The sequence below is a fragment of the Mesorhizobium sp. M0761 genome (assembly GCF_040320205.1).
Lineage (GTDB): Bacteria > Pseudomonadota > Alphaproteobacteria > Rhizobiales > Rhizobiaceae > Mesorhizobium.
This window is the reverse complement of the sequence record NZ_JAMYPF010000003.1, coordinates 139641-165664: the sequence shown is the minus strand read 5'-3', so window position 1 is coordinate 165664 and position 26024 is coordinate 139641. Positions and strand designations below refer to the sequence as shown.

At 63.1% G+C, this 26024-nt stretch carries 24 protein-coding genes; 8 read left to right on the top strand and 16 right to left on the bottom strand.

Translation table 11 applies throughout. The features are described from left to right. Positions 1-50 precede the first annotated feature (50 nt). The 4 genes from NKI32_RS06080 to oiaX all read right to left on the bottom strand — a co-directional run bounded on the left by NKI32_RS06080 (position 51) and on the right by oiaX (position 5190). A complete protein-coding gene (locus NKI32_RS06080) occupies positions 51-827 on the bottom strand; it encodes a DeoR/GlpR family DNA-binding transcription regulator (RefSeq protein ID WP_352769424.1) in 777 nt (258 codons plus the stop codon). Then, positions 824-2347, bottom strand: a complete 1524-nt coding sequence (locus NKI32_RS06075; protein ID WP_352769427.1) for an FGGY-family carbohydrate kinase — start codon at positions 2345-2347, stop codon at positions 824-826. Before NKI32_RS06075 ends, NKI32_RS06080 begins: the two co-directional genes overlap by 4 nt. Before the next feature lie 232 nt (positions 2348-2579). Then, on the bottom strand, positions 2580-3914 hold the full coding sequence (locus NKI32_RS06070; protein ID WP_353002255.1) for a four-carbon acid sugar kinase family protein: 1335 nt from the start codon (positions 3912-3914) through the stop codon (positions 2580-2582). Positions 3915-3918: 4 nt separating this feature from the next. Further along, positions 3919-5190: a 3-oxo-isoapionate-4-phosphate decarboxylase OiaX gene (gene oiaX, locus NKI32_RS06065; RefSeq protein WP_502897920.1), complete on the bottom strand. Its 1272-nt coding sequence runs from the start codon at positions 5188-5190 to the stop codon at positions 3919-3921. 166 nt (positions 5191-5356) lie between these two features. Here oiaX and NKI32_RS06060 point away from each other — a divergent pair, with 166 nt between their 5' ends. Continuing rightward, positions 5357-6070, top strand: coding sequence for a transcriptional regulator NanR (locus tag NKI32_RS06060; protein WP_023672607.1), 714 nt, complete (start codon positions 5357-5359; stop codon positions 6068-6070). A 2-nt stretch (positions 6071-6072) separates the two neighbouring features. On the opposite strand, the gene apnL is transcribed toward NKI32_RS06060, so the two are convergent. From apnL to NKI32_RS06020, 8 genes are all read right to left on the bottom strand, one after another. Continuing rightward, entirely contained in the window at positions 6073-7911 is a 1839-nt protein-coding gene (gene apnL, locus NKI32_RS06055) for a D-apionate lactonase (protein ID WP_353002251.1), read from the bottom strand. Further along, positions 7908-8942 (bottom strand): Gfo/Idh/MocA family protein, encoded by a 1035-nt coding sequence (locus tag NKI32_RS06050; RefSeq protein ID WP_353002249.1) that lies wholly within the window; start codon positions 8940-8942, stop codon positions 7908-7910. The genes apnL and NKI32_RS06050 overlap by 4 nt, the downstream gene beginning before the upstream one ends. A 2-nt stretch (positions 8943-8944) precedes the next feature. Then, complete coding sequence (locus NKI32_RS06045; protein ID WP_023688190.1) at positions 8945-10009, bottom strand: ABC transporter permease; 1065 nt, start codon at positions 10007-10009, stop codon at positions 8945-8947. Next, positions 10006-11553 (bottom strand): sugar ABC transporter ATP-binding protein, encoded by a 1548-nt coding sequence (locus tag NKI32_RS06040; protein ID WP_353002247.1) that lies wholly within the window; start codon positions 11551-11553, stop codon positions 10006-10008. The genes NKI32_RS06045 and NKI32_RS06040 overlap by 4 nt, the downstream gene beginning before the upstream one ends. Continuing rightward, positions 11550-12194: a DUF2291 family protein gene (locus NKI32_RS06035; protein WP_352511743.1), complete on the bottom strand. Its 645-nt coding sequence runs from the start codon at positions 12192-12194 to the stop codon at positions 11550-11552. Before NKI32_RS06035 ends, NKI32_RS06040 begins: the two co-directional genes overlap by 4 nt. 91 nt (positions 12195-12285) lie before the next feature. After that, positions 12286-13227, bottom strand: coding sequence for a D-ribose ABC transporter substrate-binding protein (locus NKI32_RS06030; protein ID WP_023691074.1), 942 nt, complete (start codon positions 13225-13227; stop codon positions 12286-12288). Between the two features lie 328 nt (positions 13228-13555). Further along, on the bottom strand, positions 13556-14383 hold the full coding sequence (locus NKI32_RS06025) for a phosphogluconate dehydrogenase C-terminal domain-containing protein (RefSeq protein ID WP_353002245.1): 828 nt from the start codon (positions 14381-14383) through the stop codon (positions 13556-13558). Between the two features lie 217 nt (positions 14384-14600). Beyond that, positions 14601-14828 (bottom strand): KTSC domain-containing protein, encoded by a 228-nt coding sequence (locus tag NKI32_RS06020; RefSeq protein WP_023681706.1) that lies wholly within the window; start codon positions 14826-14828, stop codon positions 14601-14603. A 151-nt stretch (positions 14829-14979) separates the two neighbouring features. Between NKI32_RS06020 and NKI32_RS06015 the strand changes: the two genes are divergently transcribed. The 5 genes from NKI32_RS06015 (at position 14980) to NKI32_RS05995 (ending at position 17925) form a co-directional block, all read left to right on the top strand. Next, on the top strand, positions 14980-15576 hold the full coding sequence (locus tag NKI32_RS06015) for an alpha-ketoglutarate-dependent dioxygenase AlkB (protein WP_353002243.1): 597 nt from the start codon (positions 14980-14982) through the stop codon (positions 15574-15576). 64 nt (positions 15577-15640) lie between these two features. After that, on the top strand, positions 15641-16027 hold the full coding sequence (locus tag NKI32_RS06010; protein WP_352499604.1) for a hypothetical protein: 387 nt from the start codon (positions 15641-15643) through the stop codon (positions 16025-16027). Positions 16028-16104: 77 nt separating this feature from the next. Continuing rightward, positions 16105-16539 carry a cupin domain-containing protein gene (locus tag NKI32_RS06005; RefSeq protein ID WP_352499603.1) on the top strand — a complete coding sequence of 145 codons (435 nt, stop codon included), beginning with the start codon at positions 16105-16107 and terminating at the stop codon, positions 16537-16539. A 109-nt stretch (positions 16540-16648) separates the two neighbouring features. Next, positions 16649-17419 (top strand): copper homeostasis protein CutC, encoded by a 771-nt coding sequence (locus tag NKI32_RS06000; protein WP_502897911.1) that lies wholly within the window; start codon positions 16649-16651, stop codon positions 17417-17419. Beyond that, positions 17419-17925, top strand: coding sequence for a GNAT family N-acetyltransferase (locus tag NKI32_RS05995; RefSeq protein ID WP_023701701.1), 507 nt, complete (start codon positions 17419-17421; stop codon positions 17923-17925). The genes NKI32_RS06000 and NKI32_RS05995 overlap by 1 nt, the downstream gene beginning before the upstream one ends. A 66-nt stretch (positions 17926-17991) precedes the next feature. On the opposite strand, the gene NKI32_RS05990 is transcribed toward NKI32_RS05995, so the two are convergent. From NKI32_RS05990 to NKI32_RS05975, 4 genes are all read right to left on the bottom strand, one after another. Next, positions 17992-19014, bottom strand: coding sequence for an acyltransferase family protein (locus NKI32_RS05990; protein WP_353002239.1), 1023 nt, complete (start codon positions 19012-19014; stop codon positions 17992-17994). A gap of 288 nt (positions 19015-19302) precedes the next feature. Next, entirely contained in the window at positions 19303-20100 is a 798-nt protein-coding gene (locus tag NKI32_RS05985; protein ID WP_023672622.1) for an FAD binding domain-containing protein, read from the bottom strand. A gap of 105 nt (positions 20101-20205) precedes the next feature. After that, a complete protein-coding gene (locus NKI32_RS05980) occupies positions 20206-22551 on the bottom strand; it encodes a xanthine dehydrogenase family protein molybdopterin-binding subunit (protein WP_023756366.1) in 2346 nt (781 codons plus the stop codon). A 123-nt stretch (positions 22552-22674) separates the two neighbouring features. Then, positions 22675-23175, bottom strand: a complete 501-nt coding sequence (locus NKI32_RS05975; RefSeq protein ID WP_023681712.1) for a (2Fe-2S)-binding protein — start codon at positions 23173-23175, stop codon at positions 22675-22677. Positions 23176-23424: 249 nt separating this feature from the next. On the opposite strand from NKI32_RS05975, the gene NKI32_RS05970 reads away from it, so the two are divergent. Together NKI32_RS05970 and NKI32_RS05965 are read left to right on the top strand one after the other, a co-directional pair. After that, positions 23425-24609: an FIST N-terminal domain-containing protein gene (locus NKI32_RS05970; RefSeq protein ID WP_352839306.1), complete on the top strand. Its 1185-nt coding sequence runs from the start codon at positions 23425-23427 to the stop codon at positions 24607-24609. 3 nt (positions 24610-24612) lie between these two features. After that, positions 24613-25956 carry an ATP-binding response regulator gene (locus NKI32_RS05965; RefSeq protein WP_023710729.1) on the top strand — a complete coding sequence of 448 codons (1344 nt, stop codon included), beginning with the start codon at positions 24613-24615 and terminating at the stop codon, positions 25954-25956. The last annotated feature ends 68 nt before the right edge of the window (positions 25957-26024 follow it).

Here is a 26024-nt window from a genome sequence, read left to right as displayed (position 1 = left end):
AGCTGCGAGACGTCCGGCGCGATTGTCCGCCCCTGCTCCGTCTGTTCGGCTCATGGCGCTTTCGTCTTGACGATGCGCAGTTTCACGCCGGCCCGCTCGAGGCTCTGCGCCTGCGCATCGCCGAGGCCCTCGGTCACCAGCACGGCGTCGAAACTGGTCAAATCGTCGAAGACATGCAGCGCGATCCGGTCGAATTTTGCGTGGTCGACCAAAAGGATGCGCTTCACGGAGGCGGTCATCATCGCCTGCTTGACCCGCACGACATTCGGATCCTGGATGAAAGCCGTGGTTCCGGTGACGGCCGAAGCCGAACAGATCAGCACATTGGCGCGCAATTGCGCCACGGCGTTCTCGCAGACGATGCCGATATAGGCATTGTAGGTGCCGTGATACTGGCCGCCGAGACAGATGAAGTCGAGGTCGTCGACATTGATCAGCAACGCAGCCGTCGACACGCTGTTGGTGACAACCGTCAGCGGCTTGACGTCGAGCAGCAGCGTCGCAACCGCGTTTGCCGTCGATGAATCGTCCAGCATCACCACCTGGCCGGCCTCGATATAATCCAGTGCTGCCCGCGCCAGCGCATCCTTCTCGGCTCGGTTGACCGTCACCCGGTAGCGGAAGGCGCTCTCATAGAGACCGGACGGCTGAACCGTCACGGCACCATGCAGCTTGCGCAGCACGCCCTGCTGCGCCAGCCGGTCGATGTGCCGGTGGATGGTCATGCGCGATACGCCGAAATGCTCGACCAGATCGTCGATGCGCACCTGGCCCAGCTTGATCACATAATCGGCGATCTCTTCGCGTCGTTCGTCGGCCTTGATCATGCGTCTCCCCTTGGCCGCGCCAGCCTTTCGATGTCCGGCCAATGCGACTTCAGCTGCTCGGCTATGCGGCAGTAGAGCGAAAACCGCTCATTGAACACAGCACTGGAGGCGGGCACCGGTTGATACGTCCGCTCCGTCATCCCAACCTGCCTTGCCCCCTCTTGCGGCGTCTTGAACAAGCCGACCGCGGCACCCGCGCAAAGCGCGGCACCGAAGGCCGCGGTCTCATCCGTCGAGGTGACGGTGACCGGGGCGTTCAGCACGTCGGCAAACATCTGCACGAAGGCAGGATTACGCGAGCCGCCACCGGTCAGGCGGATCTCGCTGACCGCAAAGCCGTCGCGCAAGGCCTCGACATGGGTGCGGTGATTGAAGGCGATGCCTTCCAGAACCGCCTTCAGCATGTCGCCGCGATTGTGCCAGCCATGCAGGCCGATAAAGCTGCCGCTGGCGATGTCGCCATAGGGCGAGCCGAACAGATAGGGATGAAACAGGATGGTCGAAGGCTTCTTCAACGCCGCGTCGATCTCTCCCGCCAGCAATTCGTGGAGGGAGCCGCCATCCGTCCTGTCTTGCTCCAAGCGACAGAAGGTGTCGAGAAACCAGTCGTAGTTCGCGGTCGAGGCCGGCGAGATCGACATGTTGTTCCAACGGCCCGCATCGATGGCGTTGCGGCAGAACCAACGTCGGTCGACGCGCGGTTGCGAAGAGACGACTTCGTTGATGGAATAGGTGCCGGCGACGATGGCGAGCACGCCCTCCTCATGGCCGCCCATGCCAAGCGCCGAGGCGGCCACGTCGTGCAGGCCGCAGGCGACCGGTGTTCCCTTGCGAAGGCCGGTCCTTTCGGCGGCATCGGCGGTGACTTGACCGGCGATGTCAGCGGAATGCGCCACCGGCGGCAGCGCGTCGAACAGATCCTCCAACCCGAAGATGCGCAGCGCTTCAGGCGCATAGGCTTGCGTGCGAAAATCCATGAATGAAGTGCTGGCCTCCGTGCGGTCGGTCCCGATCGTGCCGGTCAGGCAAAAGCGCAGCCAGTCCTTGCAGGCCAGCACATGGCCGATGCGGCCATAGCGATCAGGATCGTTCTGCTTGAGCCACGCCAGCAGCGCCGACGGCGCCGAAACATGCGGCGTCTGGCCTGTCGTCGCCAGCGCATCGGTGAAAACGGTACCGGCGGACCACCTGTCGACAATGTCGCCGGCGCGGCTGTCGAGCGACAGGATGCCTGGTCCCAAAGGCTGACGATCATGATCGAGCAGATAGAGACCATCGCCATGCGCGGTCGCCGCCACCGCCTGGATGTCTTCCGCCGGCCTGCCGGAGAGCGCGATCGCCTCCTTGATGGCGTCGGCGGTTGCTTGCCACAGGCCTGACATGTCGCGCTCCACCCAGCGCGCGTGGGGCATCGATTGCGGCACCCGGCGGCGCGCCACTGACAATTGCGTGCCGTCGGCATCGAAGATGACCGCCTTGGTGACCGTGAGGCCGTTATCGATTCCGAGCAGGCTGGGCATGATCACCGCCTCTTCAGCAATTGGCGATTGCTACAGGGCGATCCTGTAGTCTGATGCAAGGGCGAAACACATGGCGACAACCCCGATTGAGCAACGGGGACAAACGGCAAAACCACCTTGCCGCAACAAAGAACTCATATCTTTATGTGAATTTAACGTCAACATACGCGACAAAAGGCTTCGGCGCCAGTGGAGGCACGGATGGATCTCGCGGTGCTGGGGCGACGCGTTGTCAGCTGCTAAGGCCGTCGCGGATGGCGCTGAAATAGCGGTCGGTTCCGACCTGCCCGCCCTTGAGCGCAACCTCCAGCCCATCGATCGCCTTGACGCGCGAGTGAGCTACGCAAAGCGGCGAGCCCGGCGATGCCGGCAGCGGCATTCGCACCGTCAGCGCATCGACACCCATCTCGCCGAGCGCGTGGCTCGACGTATCGCCGCCGGCGATGACCACGCGCTGCAACTTCTGCTCGATGGTCAGCGCGCGAAGCAGTTCGCCGAGGCCGCGACCAAGCTTGTGGCGGGCGCCTTCCTCGCGGTCGATTTCGCCCCCCCTGTCGGCCGTGGGTCCAAGGGCCGTGTAGAGAACGACGCTGCGCCCGGCTTCCAGACTGGCGCGACCGGCTGCCGCCGCGCGTGCAATCGCATCTCCGGAAACTTCGGAGACCAGTTCGACGGGATCAACCTCGATGCCGTCGAAGCCGTCGGTCAAAGCGTGCCGGATCTGTCGTTCGGTCGTCGGCGAACAACTGCCCGAGACGACCGCGATCCGGTCGGCGGCACCTGGCGGCGAAAATCCTGGCTCAGCTCTGACTGTCCCATTCGACGCCCATTCCGCCAGCAGCGCATATTCGATCCCGGACGAACCGACGACGAACAAACCGCCCGGTTTACGGACGCGCCATATCTCCTTGCCGGCAAGCGCCTGCGTCTCGCGGCTGTCGACATCTACAAGTACGATGTCGGTGCCCTCGGCGAGCAAGCGATCGAAGGCTTCCGAGCGCGACACCGACTGCAACGTCGCGAGATCGACCAGCCCCGATGTGAGCTCCGTCTGCCGCGACAGATGGATCAGCAGGTCGGATTCATCCATCGGCGTCGTCGGGTGGCGGCTCATTACCGGATGGCGGTCGATGCGGAAATACTTTTCACGATAGGCGGCGAACAGATGGCCGAAGGCAGTGTAACGCTTGAGCTGCGGCGCCCCGACCAGCAGCGGCACGCTGTCCTGCGCGAAGACCGAGCGGCCGATCTCGATCGCCCGGCCGATGCTGCCGATCGCCGGGCTGGAATCGAAGGTCGAGCAGACCTTGTAGTGGCAGATTTGGGCATTCAGCGCCTTCAGCCAGGCGAAAGCGTCGGTGAGATGCGTGTCCATCCATTGCGGGGTTTCGCTGCGGCTGGTGCCGGCCAGGCCAATGGCTCGGCAATGTGCGAACTGCGCAAGCATGGCCGCGTCCGGCTGGCGCATGAACAGCACGGTCGGCACGCCGCCGAGTTCGAGCGCTTCCATGACGTCGGTCGAGCCGGTGAGGTCGTCGCCATAATAGCTGAGAAGCAGGTCTTGCATTGCTTCAGGCCGCTTTGCCGTCGCCGAATTTTTCGATCGACCGCGCCAGCTCCGGATGGCTCAAGGCGAAATTCGCCAGCGGAATGCCGTCGACCGCCGCCTGCCAGGCTTGCTGCACGGCACGCACCCCGGCGCCCGGTCCATCCGGATGGCTGACGATGCCGCCGCCGCACAGATAGAGCAGATCGACCGTGCGGCCGGTCCGTTCATAGGTCTCGGGCGCTTGCCCGCCCCATTGGCCGGAGCCCGCCACAGGCAAGGCGCAATCCTCAGGCGCAAAAATCGGCGTCGTCACCGCCTTGAAGGACTCGACGAAAGACGCGTCCGGCTCCCAGTATTTCGATTGGATGCCGTTGATCTGGAACTGGTCGACGCCGAGCAGCCGCCAGAACTGTTGCCAGACCTTGAAGTCCATGCCGAGGCCGGGATGGCGAGTAAGAATGTCCCAGCCGTTGCGATGGGCATGCAGCACCAGGCTGGAGCGTTTTCTCAAGAAGGCCAGGCCACCGAAACCGACGGAGTTGATGTTGACCACCGCGCAATTTCCGCCGGCCTTGGCCACCAGATCGTGATTGCGCATCATCTCGTCCGGGTCGGCATGCGAGATGCCGAAGGCATACATCACCTTCTTGCCGGTCCTCTGCTCGTGGTCGAGGATCAGCGGCATGATTGCCTTTACCCGCTCCGCCAGCGGCGAATAGGCTGGGCTCATCAGCTTCTCATCGTCCTTGATGAAATCGACACCGGCGGCGATCAGCTCGCCCACCATCGCGGCGGTCTCGGGGGGCCGCAGCCCCAGCGCCGGCTTGACGATGGTGCCGATGATCGGCCGATCCGTGACACCTGTCAGCCTGCGGCTGCCGGCGACGCCGAATTGCGGACCTGGATGCGCGCCGCGGAATTGCTCCGGCAGCTTCATGTCGACAACGCGAATGCCGGTTAGGCCCTTGATCGAATAGGCGCCGCCGATGGCAATGGTCATCAGAGCCGACAGGTCGTGGCCGATGGCATCGAATGGAAAGGCGATGTCGACATCCGCGCGCTTGAACGGCCCGTTACCGGCCTCGGGAATGGAGGGGCGAAGTGCGTCCGGCAGGTGCCGAATGGCCAGGACACGCGCGGCCACCCGGGCTTTCAGTTCCTCGGTCTCGCCGGGCAGCGCGACGAAGGTTCCAGTCGACTGGTCGCTGGCGATCTTGGCTGCCAGCGTCTCGATGCTGCCTGATGTCTCGATGCGGTAGGTGAGCGTGATCATGGTTCGTGTCTGAGGCCGCAGGGGGTTCGAAAAGAGTTCCTTGATCGTTGAAATCTGGTATAATGAGTACATAAGCTTTGCAAGTGATATCCTGTCTGGCGGGGTACGGTCGAGCGGTCAGACAGGCGTTCCGAAAATCGCGGTGGCAGTGCTAGATAGACACAGGTCAAGGGAGTGATTCGCGACGATGAACCGTTCGGAGCCGATCGTCCGGCGCAAACTTTCCGACGAAGTGTTTTTGCGGCTGAAGCGCCTGATCACCAGCGGAGAATTGACGCCGGGCGACGATATGCCGTCGGAGCGCGAGTTGATGGAGCGCTTCGAGGTCGGCCGTCCCGCGATCCGCGAGGCGATGCAGGCGCTGAGCAATATGGGCCTCGTCGCGATCTCGCATGGGGAACGCGCCAAGGTGCTGCAGCTGACCGCCAAGTCGATCATCAAGCAGGTCGATGGCGCAGCCAAGATCATCCTGTCGTCGTCGAAGGACACGTTGGAACACCTGAAAACGGCGCGCATCTTCTTCGAGCGCGGTATGGTCAGGGAAGCCGCCGAAAACGCCACTGCCGAGGACGTTGAGCAGCTGCGGGCCACAATTGCCGAACAGCGTGGCTTTCGCGGCGATTCCGAGGCTTTCATTTCAGCCGACATGAAGTTTCACACCCAGATCGCGGCCATTTCAGGCAACCCGATCTATATCGCCGTCAGCGAGGCGATGCTCGGTTGGCTGAAGGAATATCACACCGAAATGCTGATCTGGACCGGCAAGGAACAGTTCACGCTGACCGAGCATGAAGAGATCATCGGCCGCATTGAGAAGAAGGATGCCGACGGCGCCGAGAAGGCGATGATCAAGCACCTCGAGCGCTCGCGCGCGCTTTATGTGATGAACTCCGGCAACTGATTTCAGCTGATCCGCGTGATCGCGTAAGGGGTCATCACCAGTTGGCCTCGGCCAAACGCTGAGATGTCGACCGTCACGTCGTCCGCCGTCAGGTTCGCCAGCCACGCCACGGTCTTGCCCGAAGCGGAGCGGCCGGCCAGCGCCAGCACCTTGGTCTCGTCGCTCGTTTTCGTCGCCACATACGTAAGGCCGGCCAGTTCGCAAAGCCCCTTGATGGCATCGAAGATCGGCCGAGGCGATCCTTCCGCGACGGGTTCGCCGGATGCTGCAAGCACGCCGAAGGGCCCGGCGAAGCCGGACAGCGTGAGCAGTTCCAGCCCGGCCGGCGCGACACGCGCGGCATAGCCGATCGTCCATGCGGCTGCGAACAGGCCGGCATGGCGAGGGTCGCGATCGGCCATGGCGATGCGCTGTCCCCCGGGATTGCCCTTGGTCGCGCCGCCATAGGGGTTCTGGCGCATGGCGATCGTCGATGGACCGATGCGGTAAGGCTTTTCCCCAAAGATCGCCCGCGCCGACGCGGTTATGGAGGGCAGCGCCTCCAGCGACTGCATGACGCTGAGATCGTCGGCGGCGTGCACGATCGGGCACGTGCAGTGAGTGACGAAATCGAGCGGGCCCCCCGGCACGCGCTTGCGGTTGAGCTCGGTGAAATAGCTGAACATGCCGCCACCAAGCCGGATATCGGGAAAGGCGCGCCGCGCCGCGTCATAGACGTCTTCGAGCGGCGGACAGTCCGGCCACGCACTGCCCGGCGGTGTCGACTGCCGGTCAACCGAAGGCGAGACGGCAATGGCCGAAAGCTTCAACCCGGCTTGATGCACCATGTCGGCAACGCCTGACAGCTCGGCATCGAGGTCGCCCGCGCAGGCAACGACGCATTCCAGCGTCGTCTGCACCGGATAGGCGGCGGTGAGCCTTGCATAAGACTGCAATGCTTCGAGACCGTGGCCGCGCGTCGGATCGTAGTGGAAGACAAGTTGCTGCGGGCCGAGCTCGGTCAATGTCGAAAGATTTGCGAGCGCTGCTTCGACCTCATCCGGGTAGATGATCACGCCGAGATCCGGCAGCCTCTGCCCGGTCTCGCCGAGTTCGACGCTGACCGGTTCGGCGGCAGATGCTGCGGCCGGCATTCCCCCCTCGCCGGTGATGCGCAGGCTGACCGTCTGGCTTACAGTTTGGCCGGCCGGCAGCACATAGGGCCAAGGCAGCGCCAGTGGCCGCACATAGGTCTTGTAGGACGCGTCCGACCAGTTACGCTGGTCCTCCATCTCGAAAGTGTCGCCCTCCATCCGGCATTCGGCAGTGATGCCCGGCCGGACCTCATGGGTGATCGCGCGCAAATCCCTGAAAGGCTGCCAGGGATCGATCAACAGCGGCAGTTTCGTCGCCACCACGCTGCCGTCGGTATGCTCGACCGTGACCGGGCTGCCGGCGAGGCCGGCGATCGGATGCAGGACGCAAAAACCGCAGCGATTGGTCTCGAAATCGCTTTCGGGCAGAGCAGCTACGTCGAAGACAAGACGACCGTCGGCTGAGCCTTTGATCATGGCGTGGAAGCCGAGCCGGCTATCGCCCGGCCCGGTGCACTTTGCCGTGTAGCTGACCGAGAAAGTGTCGGCTCCCTCTTTGATGACAAGGTCGGTCAGCTCAGGCTCGTAAGTGCCCCAGTCGCGGTCGCGCACGATGTAGGCGATGGCGCGCAGCACTTCGATGCCGCCGTAACGGATGGTGCGCAGATTGCCGTTGACAAAGTCGGTGCTGAGCAGGCCCGCACTCAGCCTGACGGGCTCCGCCTCGACAGCATGCGTGCCATAGAGGAGGAAGGCGTCGGCTGTCATGTCAGCAAGGCATCCAGGTGGACAGGTTCGTGGCTCGCGGCGCCCAGATAGGCCGCCTCGACCAGCGCGAAGGTCTTGAGATTGTCGGCGCCCGAGGTCGCGGGCTCGGTTCCCTCTGCCAGGCAGTCGACCCAGTGTTGCTGGATGGCGACGACGCTCTCCTGGATGTTGTGCCAGGGTCGCGATGCCCAGGGCAGCAGCGGCGGCGAGACATCGCTGACCACTGTTCCGCTCTTGCCGGTGACGGTGAGCCGATATCCCTGCGCCAAGCGGATCGTGCCGTCGCTGCCGTCGATCTCGATCAGCGTTTCGGGAAACGGTTCGGTGGCGAGCTTCGTCGCGTAGCTACAGTCGACCACTGACGTCGCCCCGCTCTTGTGGTCCATCAGCATCGTCGCGACATCTTCGCCCGCGATGCCGGGGTTGATGCGCGCGGTTCGCGTCGTGATCGTCGACACGTCGCCCAGTAGAAAACGGGCGATGTCGAGACTGTGGATACCGAGGTCCTCGATGATGAAGCGCTTTCCCTTGGCGAGATAGGGCTGGCCGGAAAACACGTCATAGGCAGAGCGGAAGGAGATGCGCCCGAAGAACGGCGTGCCGATCTCGCCGCTGTCGAGCACGGCACGCACCGCCTGGATCGCCGACTGCCAGCGAAAATTCTCATGCACCATCAGCGGTACGCCGGCTTCCACGCAGGCCCTCACCATCGCCTTGGCGTCGGCCAGCGTCGGCGCGAACGGCTTTTGACAGATCACCGGCACACGGTGCAGCGCCGCCATCTCGACCAGCGGGCGATGGCTGGGCGCGGTGGTGGCGATATCGAGGAAGTCGAGGCTTTCGCTTGCCAACATCTCTGCCGCGTCGGTGTAGCGCTTCGCAATGCCGAACTGCTCGCCGATGATGCGCAGCCGCTCCGGGTCGCGGTCGCAAATGGCGACCATCGCGGCGCCTTCAATGTCGCGCCAGGCATGCATCTGGTTGACGGCAAAGAAGCCGCAGCCGATGAGCCCTCCCCGCAACTCCGCCATGTTCAGCCTGCCTTTGCCATCTGCATCAGCGTCACCCGGCTCTGCAGCCGGCGCTGCGCCTGGTCGACGACGACGGCGACGATGATGACGAGGCCCTTGATCACCATCTGCCAGAACGAACTCACGCCCATCATCACCAACCCGTCCGAAAGAATGCCGATGACGAAGGCGCCGACAATGGTGCCGCCGATCGTGCCGCGCCCACCTGACATCGAGGTGCCGCCGAGCACTGCCGCCGCGATGGCGTTGAGCTCGAAACTTTCGCCCGTTGCCGGGTGCGAGGCCATCAGTTCCGACGAGATGATCAGGCCGACGATCGCCGCGCAAAAGCCGGAGAACATGTAGACGAACATTTTCACCATGTTGACACGAACTCCCGAAATTCGCGACGCCCGTTCATTGCCGCCGACGGCGAAGATGTGGCGGCCGAGCGGCGTGTATTTGGCGAGATATGCCGCAGCCAGCGCAACGACAATCAGGATCCAGATCGCCACCGGCAGGCCGAGCAGCCGCCCGGCGCCGAGGAAACCAAACCCGGTGGTGCCAAGCTCCGGCTTGCCGACCAGGTTGGGGAAGGTGCGGCCGTCCGACGACAGCAACGCCAGGCCGCGCGCGACATAGAGCACGCCGAGCGTGGCGATGAACGGCGCGACGTTCAGCCTGGTGATCAGCAGTCCGTTGACGGCGCCGATCAGGATGCCAACCGCCAGCGTGATCAGCGCGATCTCGACGACGTTGAAATAGACGGTGTAGCCGAATTGCAGGTCGATGCCGTTGAGCACGAGGTAGCCGGCAACCATTCCGCACAGGCCGACGATCGAGCCGACCGACAGGTCGATGCCGCCGGTGATGATGACGAAGGTCATGCCCATGGCGAGGAAGGCGTTCAGCGCCACATGTTTCGACATCAGGATCAGGTTGGCGGTCGACAGGAAATTAGGCGCCGCGATCGAAAAGAAGATCAAGACGGCGATCAGCGCGATGAACGTCCTCGCCTTCATCAGCGTCAGCAGCAGCGAGCCGCTCGAAACGGAGGAGACAGCCGCCTTGGCCGGGATGTCAGTCATGGGTTCTCCGTGTGCGGGGCCGGTCCGTGGCCAAGTGCGGAGGCGGCGACAAGGGCTGCCTCCGTCGCCTCGGCGCGATCGAACATGCCCGTCAGTTTTCCATTGCTCATCACCGCGATGCGGTCGGACAGCGCCATCACCTCATCGAGATCCGAGGTGGCGAACAGAATGCCCAGCCCGTCGCGCGACAGCTTGCGCATGGTGCCGAAGACGTCGGCCTTGGCGCCGACATCGATACCGCGGCTGGGCTCGTCCATCAGCAGCACCTTAGGCCCGGTGAGCAGCGCCTTGCCGATCACCACCTTTTGCTGGTTGCCGCCCGACAGCGATGAGACCTCCTGCGCCGGGTCGGCGACTTTGATCGCCAGTTCCCGCACCATCTGCGTCACCGCATGCTTCTCCTGGCCGCTGCGAATGTGGAACAGGCGGACAAACCGCGACAGGCTGGCCAGCGTCAGATTGCTGGCGACGGACAGGATCGACACCAGCCCTTCGCGTTGGCGGTCTTCGGGGATCAGCGCCAGCCCGCGCCGGATGCGCCGCGTCGTGTCGCGCTCCTTGACCTTTTTGCCGGCGATGAAGATCGCGCCGGTCGCCTGGCCATGGCGGCCCATGATGCAGTCGAACAGCTCGCTTCGCCCGGCGCCCATCAGGCCGTATATGCCGAGTATCTCGCCGGCGCGCAGCGACAGCGAGACGTGATCGACCGCCAGCCCGCCGGTCGCGCGCGGCAGGCAGATGTCCTCGGCGCGGAATATCTCTTCGCCGGGAACATGGCCGTCGGCCTTGGCGAAATCCTTGGCGTCGGAGCCGATCATCTGCCGCACGATCCACCGGGTGTCGACGTTTTTCATCTCTTCCTGGCCGGTGATGTGTCCATCGCGCAGCACGGTGATGTAGTCGCCGATGCGGATCAGCTCTTCCAGCCGGTGCGAGATATAGACGATGGCCACGCCGCGCGCCTTGAGGTCGGCGATCACCTTGAACAGGATCTCGACTTCCGCCGCACTCAGCGCCGAGGTCGGCTCGTCCATGATCAGGATGCGTGCATCGAGCGAAACCGCCTTGGCGATCTCGACCAGCTGCTGCTGGCCGATGCGCAGATCCTCGACCAGCATGTCGGGCCTTATCCCGGCCTGCAGGCGTTCGAGAAATTGGGCCGCACGGCGCTCCTGCTCCTTGCGGTCGATCTTGCGAAACCGGTTGGTGATCTCGCGCGTGGCGAAGATGTTCTCGGCGACGGTCATATTGCCAAACAGGTTCAGCTCTTGGAACACCATGCCGATGCCGCGGTTCACCGCGTCGCCCGATGACGAGAAGGAGACCTCCTCCCCTTCCAGGAGGATCCGGCCGAGCGTCGGCTGTTCGACGCCGGCGATAATCTTCATCAGCGTCGATTTGCCGGCGCCGTTTTCGCCGACCAGCACATTGACGGCGCCCTTGCGCACCTCGAAATTCGCGCGCTTGACCGCGACGGTGCCGGAATAGACCTTGGAGACGTCCTCCAGCTTCAAGACGACATCGTGAGCAACCGCAGCGCTCATGGCTTCGGCCCGATTTCTGCCTCCGCCGGCGTCACCAGCGGCAGGTCCTGGCCGTTTTCGAGCGTATAGGCGCCGAGGACCTTGGCGGTCCGGCCTTCCAGCGCGTCACGCGGCAGTTTGGCAAGCACGGCCTTGACGGCATAGGCGTTGAACGCCTTGCCGAACTGGGCGAAGTCGATCTGGTTGGTAAAGTCGTTGAACTGGATGAAATCGAGACTGTCGCGCAGCGCGGTTCCCCGCATCGCCGGTCCGATTTGCACACGCGCATCGGCCTTGCCGTCGCCGTCGACATCGATATCCATCGTTGCCGCGCGTGACGCCGTGTTGGCTGCGATGATCTTGCCCTCGACGCGAACCGCGAAGGTCCACGGCGAATTCGCCTGCTTGTTCGGATTGCCATATTTGGCGCCAGCGGAAGCAGGATCGGTTTTCGCCAGAGCGTGGACCTCGGCAAACGGCCCGGCCTTCTGCTGGAGGTAAGGCACGACCTTCGCGGCCCAGATCTCCTCGACCATCTTGTCCGGATTGAAGACGGCGGCATTGCCGCTGCCCCCCGAAGGGGTCGGGAGGATCTTGCAGGCGGTCAAGCTGATGCCGAGTATCACGGCAAGGATCGGCCAGGTCGGCTTGTTGTTCAGCATGATGGCTTGTTGAGCATGTGATCAATACCCACGGAAAATGCCGACGAGGGACGACCCTTGGGTCGCCCCTCGCTGTTCATGTCACGCCGGCTCAGTTGGTCAGCGCAAACGTTTCCAGCTTGGCAGCATTGTCACCATTGACCAGAACGCAGTCCATCAGCTGCTTTTCCTTGGCCGGCGACTTCTTGTTCTTGATGAAGTCGTTGGCCTGCTCGACCGCCATCTGCGCCTGCGCATAGGCCGGCTGCAGGACGGTTGCCTTGATGCCGCCCGCGGTGATCGAATCGCGCACGTCGTTGGATCCGTCGAAACCGACGACGATGACGTCCTTGCGGTTCGCCGCAACCAGCGCCGCATACGCGCCCATGGCCATCGTGTCGTTGCCGGAGATGACGCCCTTGATATCCGGGTTGGCCTGCAGGATCGATTCCATCTTGGAATAGGCTTCCGTCTGGCTCCAGTTGGCCGATTGCTGGGCGACCATCTTCAGGTCCGGATAATCGTCGATGACGTCATGATAGCCCTTCGAGCGAATGCCGGCATTGGTATCGGATTCCTTGCCGACCAGCTCGACGAAATTGCCCTTCTCGCCCATCAGCTTGACGAACTCCTGCGCGCCGAGCTGGGCGCCCTGGTAGTTGTTGGAGACGATCTGAGCCACGGCGACGCCGGTGGCGTTGATCTCGCGATCGATCAGGAACGACGGCACGCCTGCGTCCTTGGCCTTCTGCACGGCAGCGACGGTGGCGTCGGCGCCGGCATTGTCGAGGATGATCGCCTTGGCGCCGCGACCGATCGCCGTATCGATCAATTCGGATTGCTTGTTGGCGTCGTCGTCATGGACGAGCACAAGCGCTTCGTAGCCGAGTTCCTTGGCCTTGGCTTCGGCGCCGACGGCTTCCGCCTTGAAGAACGGATTGTCATGCGAGGGCGTGATGATGGCAATGAGGTCGGCCGCATAGGCGGGCGCCGCCGTGCCAAGCGCCAGCATGCCGGCGAACGCCGCAAGTGTCATTCTGCGTGTGAGTTTCATGATGTCCTCCCGTTTGAAAAATTGCCTTGATCAATCAAGGCCCCTGCATTCGAATTCGTCGCGCAGCGCGGGCCGCTGATCGGTTCGGGCTGAAATGCCGTTGCCGGCTTCCCACCTGACGGATCGTTGCGCCCCCGCCGTCCCTCCACTCGTCCAGGCTTCGTACTTCCCGCGAACCCTTGCCCAAGCCATCAACAGCTAAGCCAACTGGTATGATGAGTCAATCACCAATCGAGGTGACATGTGCCCACTGAGCAACACAGTTGGGTGTCATGGCGGGTGTGTCGAGCCACCGAGGCACTCCGGCAAGCGCCCGACTCGGCCTTTCTCAGGTAATGCGCCGAATGCTCGCGGCGATCTCTTCCGGTTCGAACACCCGCTTCCAGTCGTCGCGCATCAGCACCGGCTTGCCGAATTCGATCGCCTTGTTGCAGGCATCCGAGAATACGCCCTTGGTCTCGCCGAAAATCACGGCGCCGAGCACGTTCATGTGGCCGAGCAGGAAGTCGAGCGCCGCCTGTTGGTCGACGCCTCGCGCGACGACCTCGTCGACGGCTTCCTTCATGACGACAAGCAGTGACGCGCACACCGTCTCCGATAGACCGGGCTCCAGCAGCGCCATCTGTTCGACGGTGACACGGTGCGAGCGCATGACCGGCGCCCAGATGATTTTTGCGACCGCCTCGCCCTTGGCGTAGTCCGCTTCCGGCCCCTGCATCAGCGCGCTGACCATATGCTGCTTGGCCTTGACGCCGCCAAAATAATCCTTCTTGGCCGCCATGTCGGTCTCGTCGTTGAAGATCGGCGGATGACAGGGATGGGTGACGAAATAGGTCAGGTCCGGCCGGTTGGGCAGATGGCCGGCGAAGGGTGCGGCCGCATCGAGCACTATCACCATTGTGCCTGGCGCCAGTTTGCTCTCGATATCAGCCGCCACCTTGCCGATATGCGTGTCGGGAACGGCCAGGATGACGATATCCGCCCCGTCGAGCGCCGCATCGGCACTGACCGCGTCTAAGCCCAGTCCGGTCTTCAGCCGCTCGCGGCCGGCCTCGCTGACCTCGACATGGCGTACCGTGTAGGGCGATCCGCGAAAATTGGTCGACAGTCGGTAGCCCATTTTGCCGCCGGCACCGAGCAGCGCAATCGTCGTCATCTATCCCTACTCCCGCTTTAAACGACGGCCGCGCCGATCGTCATGTTATTGACTGGTATAATCACCTTACCACGGATTGAGGAGTTGAACAGGGCTTTGATGCGGCCATGCGGTCGTCTGTTTGGCATTCCGCTCGCACGTGGCGGGCCTGCCTGGGTCCCTGGTCTTCCTTCCCAGCCCGAAAACTATCCCTGCGCCGCGAGTTCTCGTAGCGCCTTCAGGATCCAGTCACGCGCCGGCGTCCTTCTTCAACCAGGTGAAACCGGTAGCGATCGCGTATGAACTCGTTGAAAAATTGCCCTTTCGAGAAGGCGGCGCGGAACGCCGCATAGGTCTCGGGCTCGACCTCTTCATAGTCGTAGCGGGCTCCGCTCGGGACGAACCAGACCGAGAGGATTTTCGTCGACGGGTCGTAGTGGGTGTTGCGAATGGCAGTGGACGGCATGTCGAAAATCCTGCTTCGTCCCCAAATCTTTCGCCCCAAATCCTGCTTCGAACATGCGTAATGCCGCAACGATGCGGAGGTTCCGTCAGGGAGGCGCACCACAACGCCGAAAATCTTGCCCGGGCCGCGAGGCTTCCTATCTCTCCGTCAGATGTCACAGACGAAATCCAGTACAACAGCGTATGCCAGCCAGGGCGATCTCTTCGGCGCGGCCGACACGCTGCCGGAAGGATTTTCTTACCGGCCTAGCCTGATCACAACGGACGAAGAGGCGGAACTGGTCCGTCACCTCAATGAACTGTCCTTCAGGCCGTTCGATTTCCATGGCCATATTGCCAACCGGCTGGTCGCCGGCTTCGGCTGGCGCTACGACTATGACCGGCGACAGGTCGTCGAAGCGCCGCCCATCCCGAAATTCCTGCTGCCGCTTCGCGACAAGGTCGCGGATTTTGCCGGCAGGCAGGCCACGGAATTCGCGCAAGTGCTCATCAACGAGTATCGGCCGGGCGCGGGCATAGGTTGGCATCGCGACAAGCCGCATTTCGATCTCGTCGCCGGCGTCTCGCTGCTGGCGCCCTGCAGCTTTCGGCTGCGCCGCAAAAAAGGCTCGAAATGGGATCGCGAGACGATCGAGGTCGAACCGAGGTCCCTCTATCTCATGGACGGTCCGGCGCGCCACGAGTGGGAGCACAGCATTCCGCCGGTCGCCGGGCACCGCTATTCGATCACGCTGCGCACTCTGAAATAGGCGATACTCCAAGCCACGCAGCAGCCGCTCTGGAAGGCAGCACGCAGTTGTGCTTCGATTGCATATGAGCGTTGATCGCAGCAAAATCCCGGCCATCCGCGTGGCGCTCTTTCTGTGGGCATGCCTGTCCTGCGTTCTGGCTCTGCAGTGGCTCGTCGACCTCGGCATGGTCGGCTTTCCCGACGGATACATAACGCCCTATGCCCGAGCAACGAGCACGCTGTTGCATGTCCTTGTCTGGGCATGCCTGGCTCAAAGTCTCTACTTCGCTTGCCGAGCCTTGCTTGGCAAACGCTTCGAGCCTGCTCCTCTCTTCCTGCAAATCCTGATCGCCGCCGCACTGACTGTCGTGCCGGCATTCATCGTAAAACACTGTCCGCGGTCTCAGGTATGCAGCAACATCTATGAAGCGCTCACGAATACGATGATGGACGACGGCACCGGCGGATGACGTTGTGTCTCCAGTAACTGACGAGAGTTCGAACTTTGGCGTCGCGCCGCGCGGTGGCGGTAAAACCTGGAGGAACCATGCGAAAGATCCTGGCATCGATGCTGCTGTTCGCGGCAGCGCTATCTGCAAACCCCGCTCGGGCGCTGGACAGTACCATCCCGCCGGTTGTCGTCACACCGCTTGCCGATCGCAGCCAGACGGCGTCCGGTCAGCCGATCGTGCTGCCGCAGAAAAATGTCCAGGTCCTGGTTTCAACCTATGACATTGCGGTCGGCGCCACTCTGCCGGTGCACAAGCACCCGTTTGCCCGCTACGCCTATGTCGAGGCCGGGACACTCAAAGTGACGAATGTCGAGACCGGCAACAGCAACACCTACAAGACGGGCGATTTCATCATCGAGATGATCGGCCAATGGCACCAGGCCACCAACATCGGCGACGCCCCGGTCAAGCTGCTGGTCATCGACCAGGTCGAACAAGGCGCCAAGAACACGGTGCTGCAGAAACAATAGATCTCTCGCTACGGACCTAGGCAGGGTTGCCGGGCTGGCCCAAGCAGCGACTGGCTGTTCCGGCTTCCCCACCAACCGAGCCGATGCTAGGGCTGGCCGTCATGCAATCATGAAGGATCGCCCCTTGGCAGGAAATGCTCGCCCCCTGATCGAAATCTGCGTCGAAGGCATCGATGGACTGCTGGCCGCGCAGGCCGCCGGCGCCGACCGGGTCGAGCTCTGCGCCAGCCTGGTCGAAGGCGGCATCACGCCCAGCCTCGGCACGGTGCGCGCCGCACTCGAGAGCGCGACCATTCCCTTCCATGTCATCGTGCGGCCGCGCGGCGGCGATTTCCTCTACAGCGAGGCCGAATACAGCTCGATGCTCGCCGATGTCGCAGCGCTTCGTGACCTCGGCGTCGCCGGTGTCGTCGTCGGTTGCCTCAATGCCGACGGCACCATCGATGAAACCCGCATGGGCGCGCTGGTCCATGCCGCCGGTCCGCTCGCCGTCACCTGCCACCGCGCCTTCGACATGACCCGCGACCCGGCCGAGGCGCTGGAAGCGCTGATCCGCTGCAAGGTCGGCCGCGTGCTGACCAGCGGCCAGAGGGACACCGCGGTGGAAGGCGCCGGCCTGTTGGCGGATCTCGTCCGCCAGGCCGACGGCCGCATCATCATCCTCGGCTGCGGCGCGCTGGACCCCGAAAACATCGCCGGGGTGCTGGCATCAACCGGGCTGACGGAAATGCACTTCGCCGCGCTCAAGGATGTACCGAGCGCCATGGCCTACCGCAACCCGCAAGTCGGCATGGGCGGCGGCGATCTCGACCGCGAATACCGCACCACAGTCACCGATGGGGCGCTGGTTGCCGCGACGATTGCGGCGGCCAGAGCATGATGAGCGAAGCCGTGACTGGGCCGTCGCCGATCAGCCGTGTCTCGCCTCAGGACGAAGCGGCCATCCTCGCACTCAACAATGAGCACGCCGCCGAACTGTCATGGCTCGAGCCCGAACGGCTGTCCTTCCTGCTTGGCGAAGCGTTTTACGTCAGGCGCATCGGCACGCTCGAAGCCTTCATCATGACCTTCGACCAGAATGCGGCCTACGACAGCCCGAATTTCCTCTGGTTCCGCGAGCGCTATCCACGCTTCGTCTATGTCGACCGCGTCGTCGTCGCGGCGCAAGCGCGCGGCCGCGGCCATGCCCGCCGGCTCTACGAGGATCTGTTCGGGGAAGTCGCCCGCGCGGGCCACAGCATCGTCACCTGCGAGGTGAATGCCGAACCTCCCAATCCGGCTTCGGACGCCTTCCATGCCGCGCTTGGCTTCGCCGAGGTCGGCGACGCGGTGATCCATGGCGGCAAGAAGGCGGTGCGCTACTACCTCAAGGAGATCGCCGGCTGATGGGTCGCTGGCTGATGATCGGCAAGCAGATCGTCGCGGCAGCATAAGATTAGGAGTCCGTAGCCCTCACCAATTCCGGTTCAGCCAGGCCCGCGCGGGCTTCTCGACCAGATAGTAGCTGCATAGTGCACAGGCGAAGACAGCCGCCAGCATCGGGATCGGCGCACTGCCCTGCTCGGCGACGAATTTGTAGAAGGGCTGTTGCCAGAGATAGAGCGAGTACGACCATAGCCCGATCATCACCATCGGCCTGGATGAAAGCAGGCCGGTAAGATGCCAGTTGCTGGTGTCCAGCGTATTCACGGCAAGCGCCAGCAACGGCACCGCCAGTAGGTAATGGATCGGCGTCGGCACCGGATCGAGGAACAGCAATATAGCCGCCGCCGCCGACACGAGGCTGACATAGGGGCTCTTCAGGAATGCCGGCAGCCGATCATCGTGCTTGAGCAGGCAGATCGATGCCGACAGCAGGATCGAGGCGATATGCACATCGGTGCGCCAATAGCTGTGCTCGTAATCCATGCCGAGTACCCAGTACGAAATGGCGCCATTGGCCATCGCCAGCAGCGACAGCGTCACCAGCAGCCGAACGACATTACCCCGCCCGGTCACCACCACGCTGATCAGCGCCAGGATGATGTAGGCATGCTCTTCCACGCATAGCGACCAGATGTGGTCGAGCGCGCCGGCGCGGGTGATGAGAATTCCGGCATAGTTGTAGGTGAATGTCAGCGCCGTCAGCGCCGCCTTCCATTTGAAGCCGATAAAGGTGCCGGAGAGCCCGATCATGGCTGATGTCACGAACACCAAAAGCGCGGGATAGATGCGCGAAAAGCGGCGCTTGAAGAATTTTTTCAGCGGAAAGCGTTCGATGAACAGTATCTCGCCCATCAGCCGGCCTGAGAGCACGAAGAAGAACTCGACGCCGAGCACGCCGAGATTGATCCCGGGAACGGGGAAGAAATGGCCGATCAGCACCAGTGCGATCGAAAGCCCGCGCCAACCATCGAGATAGGCCAGTCTTGCTCTGGCTGCTTTGTCGGCTGTGGCCCGCGGCAGGGCAACAGACGCTGCGGAGATGTCGGCCATGCCGATCCTCTACGACGCAAGATCTTGGCGCAGCTCACACCGCCGCGCGCAGAATCCACCCCGTGTTCCGCCAAGCTATACATATTGCAGTGCAATATCAGATTGTGCAAGTGCGAGAATGGGGCTGGGCAGTCCCTTGGGAAGTATGCGCCTGTTCTTGCACGGGAATTACCTGAAACAACGGATTTGCGCGTGGCAGCGAACCCGCAAGGACTGGGCAGTTACAGCCCGCCACAGACGAACAAAGGGGCCGCGATGGCCCCTTTCCTTGTCAGTAGCTTTATGATGTCAGGCGTTGGCTGCCGCCACCGCACGCTTGGCCATCACGGCGATCAAATTGGCACGGTATTCGGCCGAAGCGTGGAGGTCGGTCATCAAATTCTTCGCCGGCACTTTCACGCCGTCGAGCGCCGATGCGGCAAAATTCTTCGCCAGTGCTGCTTCGATCTCCTTCGAGCGGAACACACCGTCATCGCCGGCGCCGGTAACGGCAACGCTGACCCCGTCCTTGCCCTTTGCCACGAACACGCCGACGATCGCATAGCGCGAGGCCGGGTTGCGGAATTTTTCGTAAGCAGCCTTGGCCGGGGCGGTAAAACTCACCGCGGTGATGATCTCGCCTTCTTTCAGCGCCGTTTCGAACAGGCCGGTGAAGAATTTCGCGGCTGAAATCTCGCGCTTGTTGGTGACGATGGTGGCGCCCAGCGCCAAGAGCGCCGCCGGATAATCGGCGGCTGGGTCGTTGTTGGCGACCGAGCCGCCGATCGTGCCCTTGTGGCGCACCGCCGGATCGCCAATCAGCGACGCAAGGTGGGCAAGCGCCGGACAGGCTTTCCGCAGCTTCTCGTCATTGGCGACGTCGTAATGGGTTGTGGCGGCGCCGATGGTGACGGTCTTGCCCGACACCTTGACGCCTTGCAGCTCCTTGATCCGCGACAGGTCGATCAGGTCGGACGGTGCGGCGAGCCGCGTCTTCATCGCCGGGATCAGCGTCATGCCGCCTGACAAAAGCCTGGCGTCGCCGCTCTTCACCAGCTTGGCGGCGTCGGCGACCGAGGCGGCGCGGTGGTAGTTGACTGCGTACATGGGATCCTCCCCTGAAGTGGTTAGGCAGTAGTGAGTAGTGAGTAGGGAATAGGGACGCTGTCATCTCCGGTAATGCCCATTCCCTACTCACTACTCCCTACTCACTCATTTCTTCGCCCTAATCGCCGCCCACACCGTCGACGGCGAGGCCGGCATGGCGATGTCCACAATCCCCAAAGCGTCGGTGATGGCGTTGATGACCGCCGGCGGCGAGCCGATGGCGCCGGCCTCGCCACAGCCCTTGATGCCGAGCGGATTGCTCGGACACGGCGTGTTCGAGGTCGACACCTTGAATGACGGCAGGTCGTCCGCGCGCGGCATGGTGTAGTCCATGTAGCTCGCCGTCAGCAGCTGCCCGCTATCGTCATAGTGCGCGCCTTCCAGCAGCGCCTGGCCGATGCCCTGGGCGATGCCGCCATGCACCTGACCCTCGACGATCATCGGGTTGATGATGTTGCCGAAATCGTCCGCCGCGACGAACTGGACGATCTCGGTCGTGCCGGTTTCCGGATCGATCTCGACCTCGCAGATGTAGCAGCCCGCCGGGAAAGTGAAGTTCGCCGGATCGTAGAAGGCTGTTTCCTTCAGTCCCGGCTCCATGCCTGCCGGCAGATTGTGAGCGGTGTAGGCGGCAAGCGCCACCTGGAACCAGGGCAGGCTCTTGTCGGTGCCGGCAACCTTGACCTCGCCATTCTCGATGACGATGTCGCCCTCGTCGGCCTCGAGCAGATGGGCGGCGATTTTCTTGGCCTTGGCCTCGACCTTGTCGAGCGCCTTGGCAATTGCCGACATGCCGACCGCGCCCGAGCGCGAGCCGTAGGTGCCCATGCCCATCTGCACCTTGTCGGTGTCGCCATGGACGATCGACACCGAGTCGAGCGGCACGCCGAAGCGCTGGGTGACCAGTTGCGCGAAGGTCGTCTCATGGCCCTGGCCGTGGCTGTGCGAGCCGGTCAGCACCTCGATCGTGCCGACGGCATTGACCCGCACCTCGGCCGATTCCCACAGACCGACGCCGGCGCCGAGCGAACCGACCGCCGCCGACGGCGCGATGCCGCAGGCCTCGATATAGCAGCTCATGCCGATGCCGCGCAGCCTGCCCTGGCTGGCGGCCGCCGCTTTGCGCTTGGCAAAGCCGGCATAGTCGGACGCCTGTGTCGCCGCATCGAGTGAAGCTCCATAGTCGCCGGCGTCATAGTTCATGATGACCGGCGTCTGATGCGGAAACTCGGTGATGAAATTGGCGCGCCGAAGCTCCGCCGGAGACACGCCGAGTTCGCGTGCGGCGGTCTCCATTGTGCGTTCGAGCAAATAGGTCGCTTCCGGCCGCCCTGCCCCACGATAGGCATCGACGGGTGCCGTGTTGGTGTAGACGGTGCGCACATTGGCGTGGATCGTCGGGATGTTGTACTGGCCCGACAGCAGCGTCGCGTAGAGATAGGTCGGCACGCAAGACGAGAACAGCGACATGTAGGCGCCGAGATTGGCGATGGTGTCGACTTTGAAGCCGGTGATCTTGTTGTTCTTGTCGAACGCCATTTCGACCGTCGAGACATGGTCGCGGCCATGTGCGTCGGTGAGGAAGCTTTCGGTGCGGTCGGCGACCCATTTGACCGGGACGCCGGTTTTCTTGGACGCCCACAGGCAGACGATCTCTTCGGGATAGATGTAGATCTTCGAGCCGAAGCCGCCGCCGACATCGGGCGCAATGACGCGCAGCTTGTTTTCCGGCGCGACATTGTAGAAGGCGCTCATCACTAGCCGCGCGACATGCGGGTTCTGCGACGTCGTCCAGCAGGTAAAATGGTCCTCGGCCTTGTCGTAATGGCCAAGCGCAGCGCGCGGCTCCATGGCGTTGGGAACCAGCCGGTTGTTGACGATCTTCATGCGGGTGACATGGGCCGCCGCCTGGATCGCCGCGTCGGTCGCCTTGGCATCGCCGATCTCCCAGTCGAAGATAAGATTGTCCTCGGCTTCGGCATGGACCTGCGGCGCACCTTTTTGCAGCGCCTTAGTGGCATCGACCACCGCCTTCAATTCCTTGTAGGTGATCTCGACCGCTTCGGCCGCGTCGCGGGCCTGGCCCTTGGTTTCCGCCACCACGATGACGACCGCGTCGCCGACATAGCGCACCTTGTCGACGGCCAGCGGCGACCACGCGCCCATCTTCATCGGCGAGCCGTCCTTGGAATGGATCATCCAGCCGCAGATCAGGTTGCCGATGCCGTCGGCCTTGAGCTCCTTGCCGGTCAAGACGCCGATGACGCCGGGCATCGCCTGCGCTCGTCTGACGTCGATCTTCTTGATCTGAGCATGCGCGTGCGGGCTGCGCACGAAAGCGGCATGCTTCATGCCGGGAACCACCATGTCGTCGACATAGCGGCCGGCGCCGGTGATGAACCGTTTGTCTTCCTTGCGCACGACCCGAGCGCCGATGCCTTCAATGCCCATAGGAATTCCTCCGGAATAGCGAATAGTGAGTAGCGAATAGTGAACAGTGAGTAGGGAATTGTGCTCGGAGCGGTTCGGCTAAACCGACTACTCGCTATTCACTATTCACTACTCGCTTCTTTCTTACGCTGCCTGTTTCGCCCTGCCCTTCGGCACCTTCGCCATCGTCTGCGATGCGGCGAGGATCGCCTTGACGATGTTGTGGTAGCCGGTGCAGCGGCAGATGTTGCCTTCGAGCTCGGCGCGCACCGTCGCCTCGTCAAGGCCTTCGGGATGGCGCGCGATCATGTCGGTCGCCGTCATGATCATGCCCGGCGTGCAGAAGCCGCATTGCAGCCCATGATGTTCCTTGAACGCGGCCTGCATCGGATGCAGGTCGCCGCCATTGGCAAGCCCTTCGATCGTCACCACGGTCGACCCGGAGGCCTGCACGGCCAGCATCGAACAGGACTTCACCGCCTTGCCGTCGACATGCACGACGCAGGCGCCGCATTGAGAGGTGTCACAACCGACATGCGTTCCGGTGAGACCAAGATTTTCGCGCAGGAAATGAACCAGAAGCGTTCGGTCCTCGGCAGCGCCGCTGATCCGTTTTCCGTTCACGACAAACGAAACGTCCGACATGCATCCTCCCTGGGTATCGACCTTGGTAGTCATGCTGCCGATGCGGCTTTGGCGCTCGGCCATGCGCTATTGGTACACTGCAAAAAGCGCAAAAAACACACGGCGCTCATTGTACTTTCGGTCATGGAGAAAACGAAAATCATGGGCCTGTCCGCCCCATTGCCAAAGAGCGAATAGGGGGCAACAATGCCCTCGACGCCAACGCGCCGAGAGACATAAAACGGGCGCGCGCAGGAAGCGTCGGAGGATATCGGGAGGAAGCCTCTGGCCAGTTCACGGACGAGCTATGCATCCGGTCTGTCGGCGCTCACCACCGACGAGCCCGACGCCGATGCATTCGCCCTGGCGGTCGCCGTCGAGGCCGCAGCCATCGATGCCGGCTTTGCCCTGCTGTTCTTTTCCCAGAGCCTGCTTGATGCGAGCGTCCTTTCGCAAGCGCTGAAGACCCACGCGCCGACGCTGGCCTACGCCGCCTGCTCGACCGCCGGCGAGATTACCCCCCAGGGCCTGGAGGAAGGCCATGTGCTGGCGCTGCTCTTTCCCTCCGCGTCGTTTTCGGCGGTCAGCACCATGGTCGACAATCTCTCCTCGTCGGGCATGGACAGGATCACTGATGAAGTCGAGGCCCTGCGGCGCCTACTGCGCGGACGCACCGGCAGTTGCCATGCCAAAAGCACCTTCGCGCTCTGCTTCATCGACGGCCTGTCCTTTGCCGAGGAAGCTGTAACCTCGGCCATCCATTGGGGGCTCGACGACATCCCGCTGATCGGCGGTTCGGCGGGCGACGATTTGAAATTCGAAACCACAAGGCTGATTTCAAACGGCAAGGTTGCGTCCGACAGCGCCATCATTGTGCTGGTCGCCACCGAGATACCGTTCCATGTCTTCAAGACCGACAATTTCATCCCAACCGACGAGAAGCTGGTGGTGACGGCATCCGATCCGGACCACCGCACCGTGCGCGAATTCAACGCCACCAACGCGGCTGAGGAATATGCAGCCTCGGTCGGCATCGTTGCGCAGAACCTGACGCCGATGAGCTTCGCCTCGCACCCGGTGGTGGTGAAAGTGGGCGGCGAATATTACTGCCGCTCGATCCAGAAGATGCATGCCGACGGTTCCCTGTCTTTCTTTTGCGCCATAGACGACGGCGTCGTGCTGTCCATCGCCCAGCCCAAGGACATGGTGGAATCGACGCGCGCCGCACTGCGCGACGTCGAGCAACGGCTCGGCGGCATCGACATGATCCTCGGCTTCGATTGCGTGCTGCGCCGGCTCGATGCGCGCAACCGCCAGGTGTTCCGCGACATTTCGGAGCTCTACCGGGTCAACAATGTCATCGGCTTCGGCACCTATGGCGAACAGTACCGTTCGATGCATCTGAACCAAACCTTCACCGGCATCGCCTTCGGCGAACGCCAGGCGGCGGAATAGCCCATGCCGCTCAGGGATATCGACGACGTCGACAGGCTGAAGAAGATCAACGCCGCTCTGGTCAGCCGCGTCGAGCGCTCGATGGACCAGCAGGGCAACGCCTTCTCGCTGTTCCAGACCGCAATTTCACTGGAAAACCGCGTGCGCATGCGCACCGAGGAACTGCACTCGACCTTGCGCCGGCTGGAACAGTCGAACATCGACCTCAGCGCCGCCAAGGAAAACGCCGAGCTGGCAAACCTGTCCAAGACCAGGTTCCTGGCCGCCGCCAGCCATGACGTGCTGCAGCCGCTGAACGCCGCCCACCTCTCCGTCTCGGCGCTGGCCGAAGTGCAGACCAGCGACGAGGGCAAGAAACTTGTCCGCCAGGTCGAGCGCTCGCTGGAGACCATGGAAGACCTGTTGCGCACGCTGCTCGACATTTCCAAGCTCGATGCCGGCGTGGTCCAGCCCGACATCGGCGATGTCAATCTGGAGACGCTGTTTTCCTCGCTTCGGTCGGATTTCCTGCCGGTGGCCGAGATGAAGGGGCTGGCGCTGAAGTTCCGCCCGGTCAGCGCCGTGGTGCGTTCGGACCGCACGCTCTTGCGCCGCATCCTGCAGAACATCCTGTCCAATGCGCTGCGCTATACCCCTTCGGGCGGCGTGCTTGTCGGCACAAGGCATCGCGGCGATACCATCCGCATCGATGTCGCCGACACCGGCTGCGGCATTCCCGACGACCAGCGCGAGGCGGTGTTCGAGGAGTTCCATCGCGGCTCCGCCATTCCAGCCGACACCGGGATCTCCGGCGGCGGGCTGGGCCTGGGCCTTGCCATCGTGCGGCGCATGGCCGCCGCGCTCGGTCATCCCGTGACGTTCTCCTCGAGGGTTGGGCGCGGCACCATCTTCCACATCGACGTGCCGGTCGGCATCGGCGCCAGCGCCGACGCCATCGCCAGCCTTGCCGAAATGGAGCGGCCGCGCGGCTACGGCCTGTTCGGCACCAAGGTGCTGCTGGTCGAAAACGACGCCGACGTGCTGCAGGCGATGACTTTCCTGCTCGAGCGCTGGCAGTGCCTGGTGCGCGCCGCGACCTCGACCGAGGCTGCGGTCAGCCTGCTTGGCGACACCGACTGGGTGCCCGACATCGTCATTGCCGACCAGCATCTCGACGACGGCGACCTCGGCACCGCCACCATCGCCGAAGTCCGCGATTATCTCGGCCGCGCCGTGCCGGCGCTGATCGTCACCGCCGACGGATCGGAGGCCGTCGCCAAGGCAGCCCGCGCCGCAGGCATAGAGCTGATGCGGAAGCCGCTAAAGCCGGCGCAACTAAGGGCGCTGCTGGCGCATCTGCTGGCTTGAGCCCCATACCCTCCCCTCGATGGGGAGGGTCGGCGCGCAGCGCCGGGGCGGGGTGCAGCGCCAAGCTC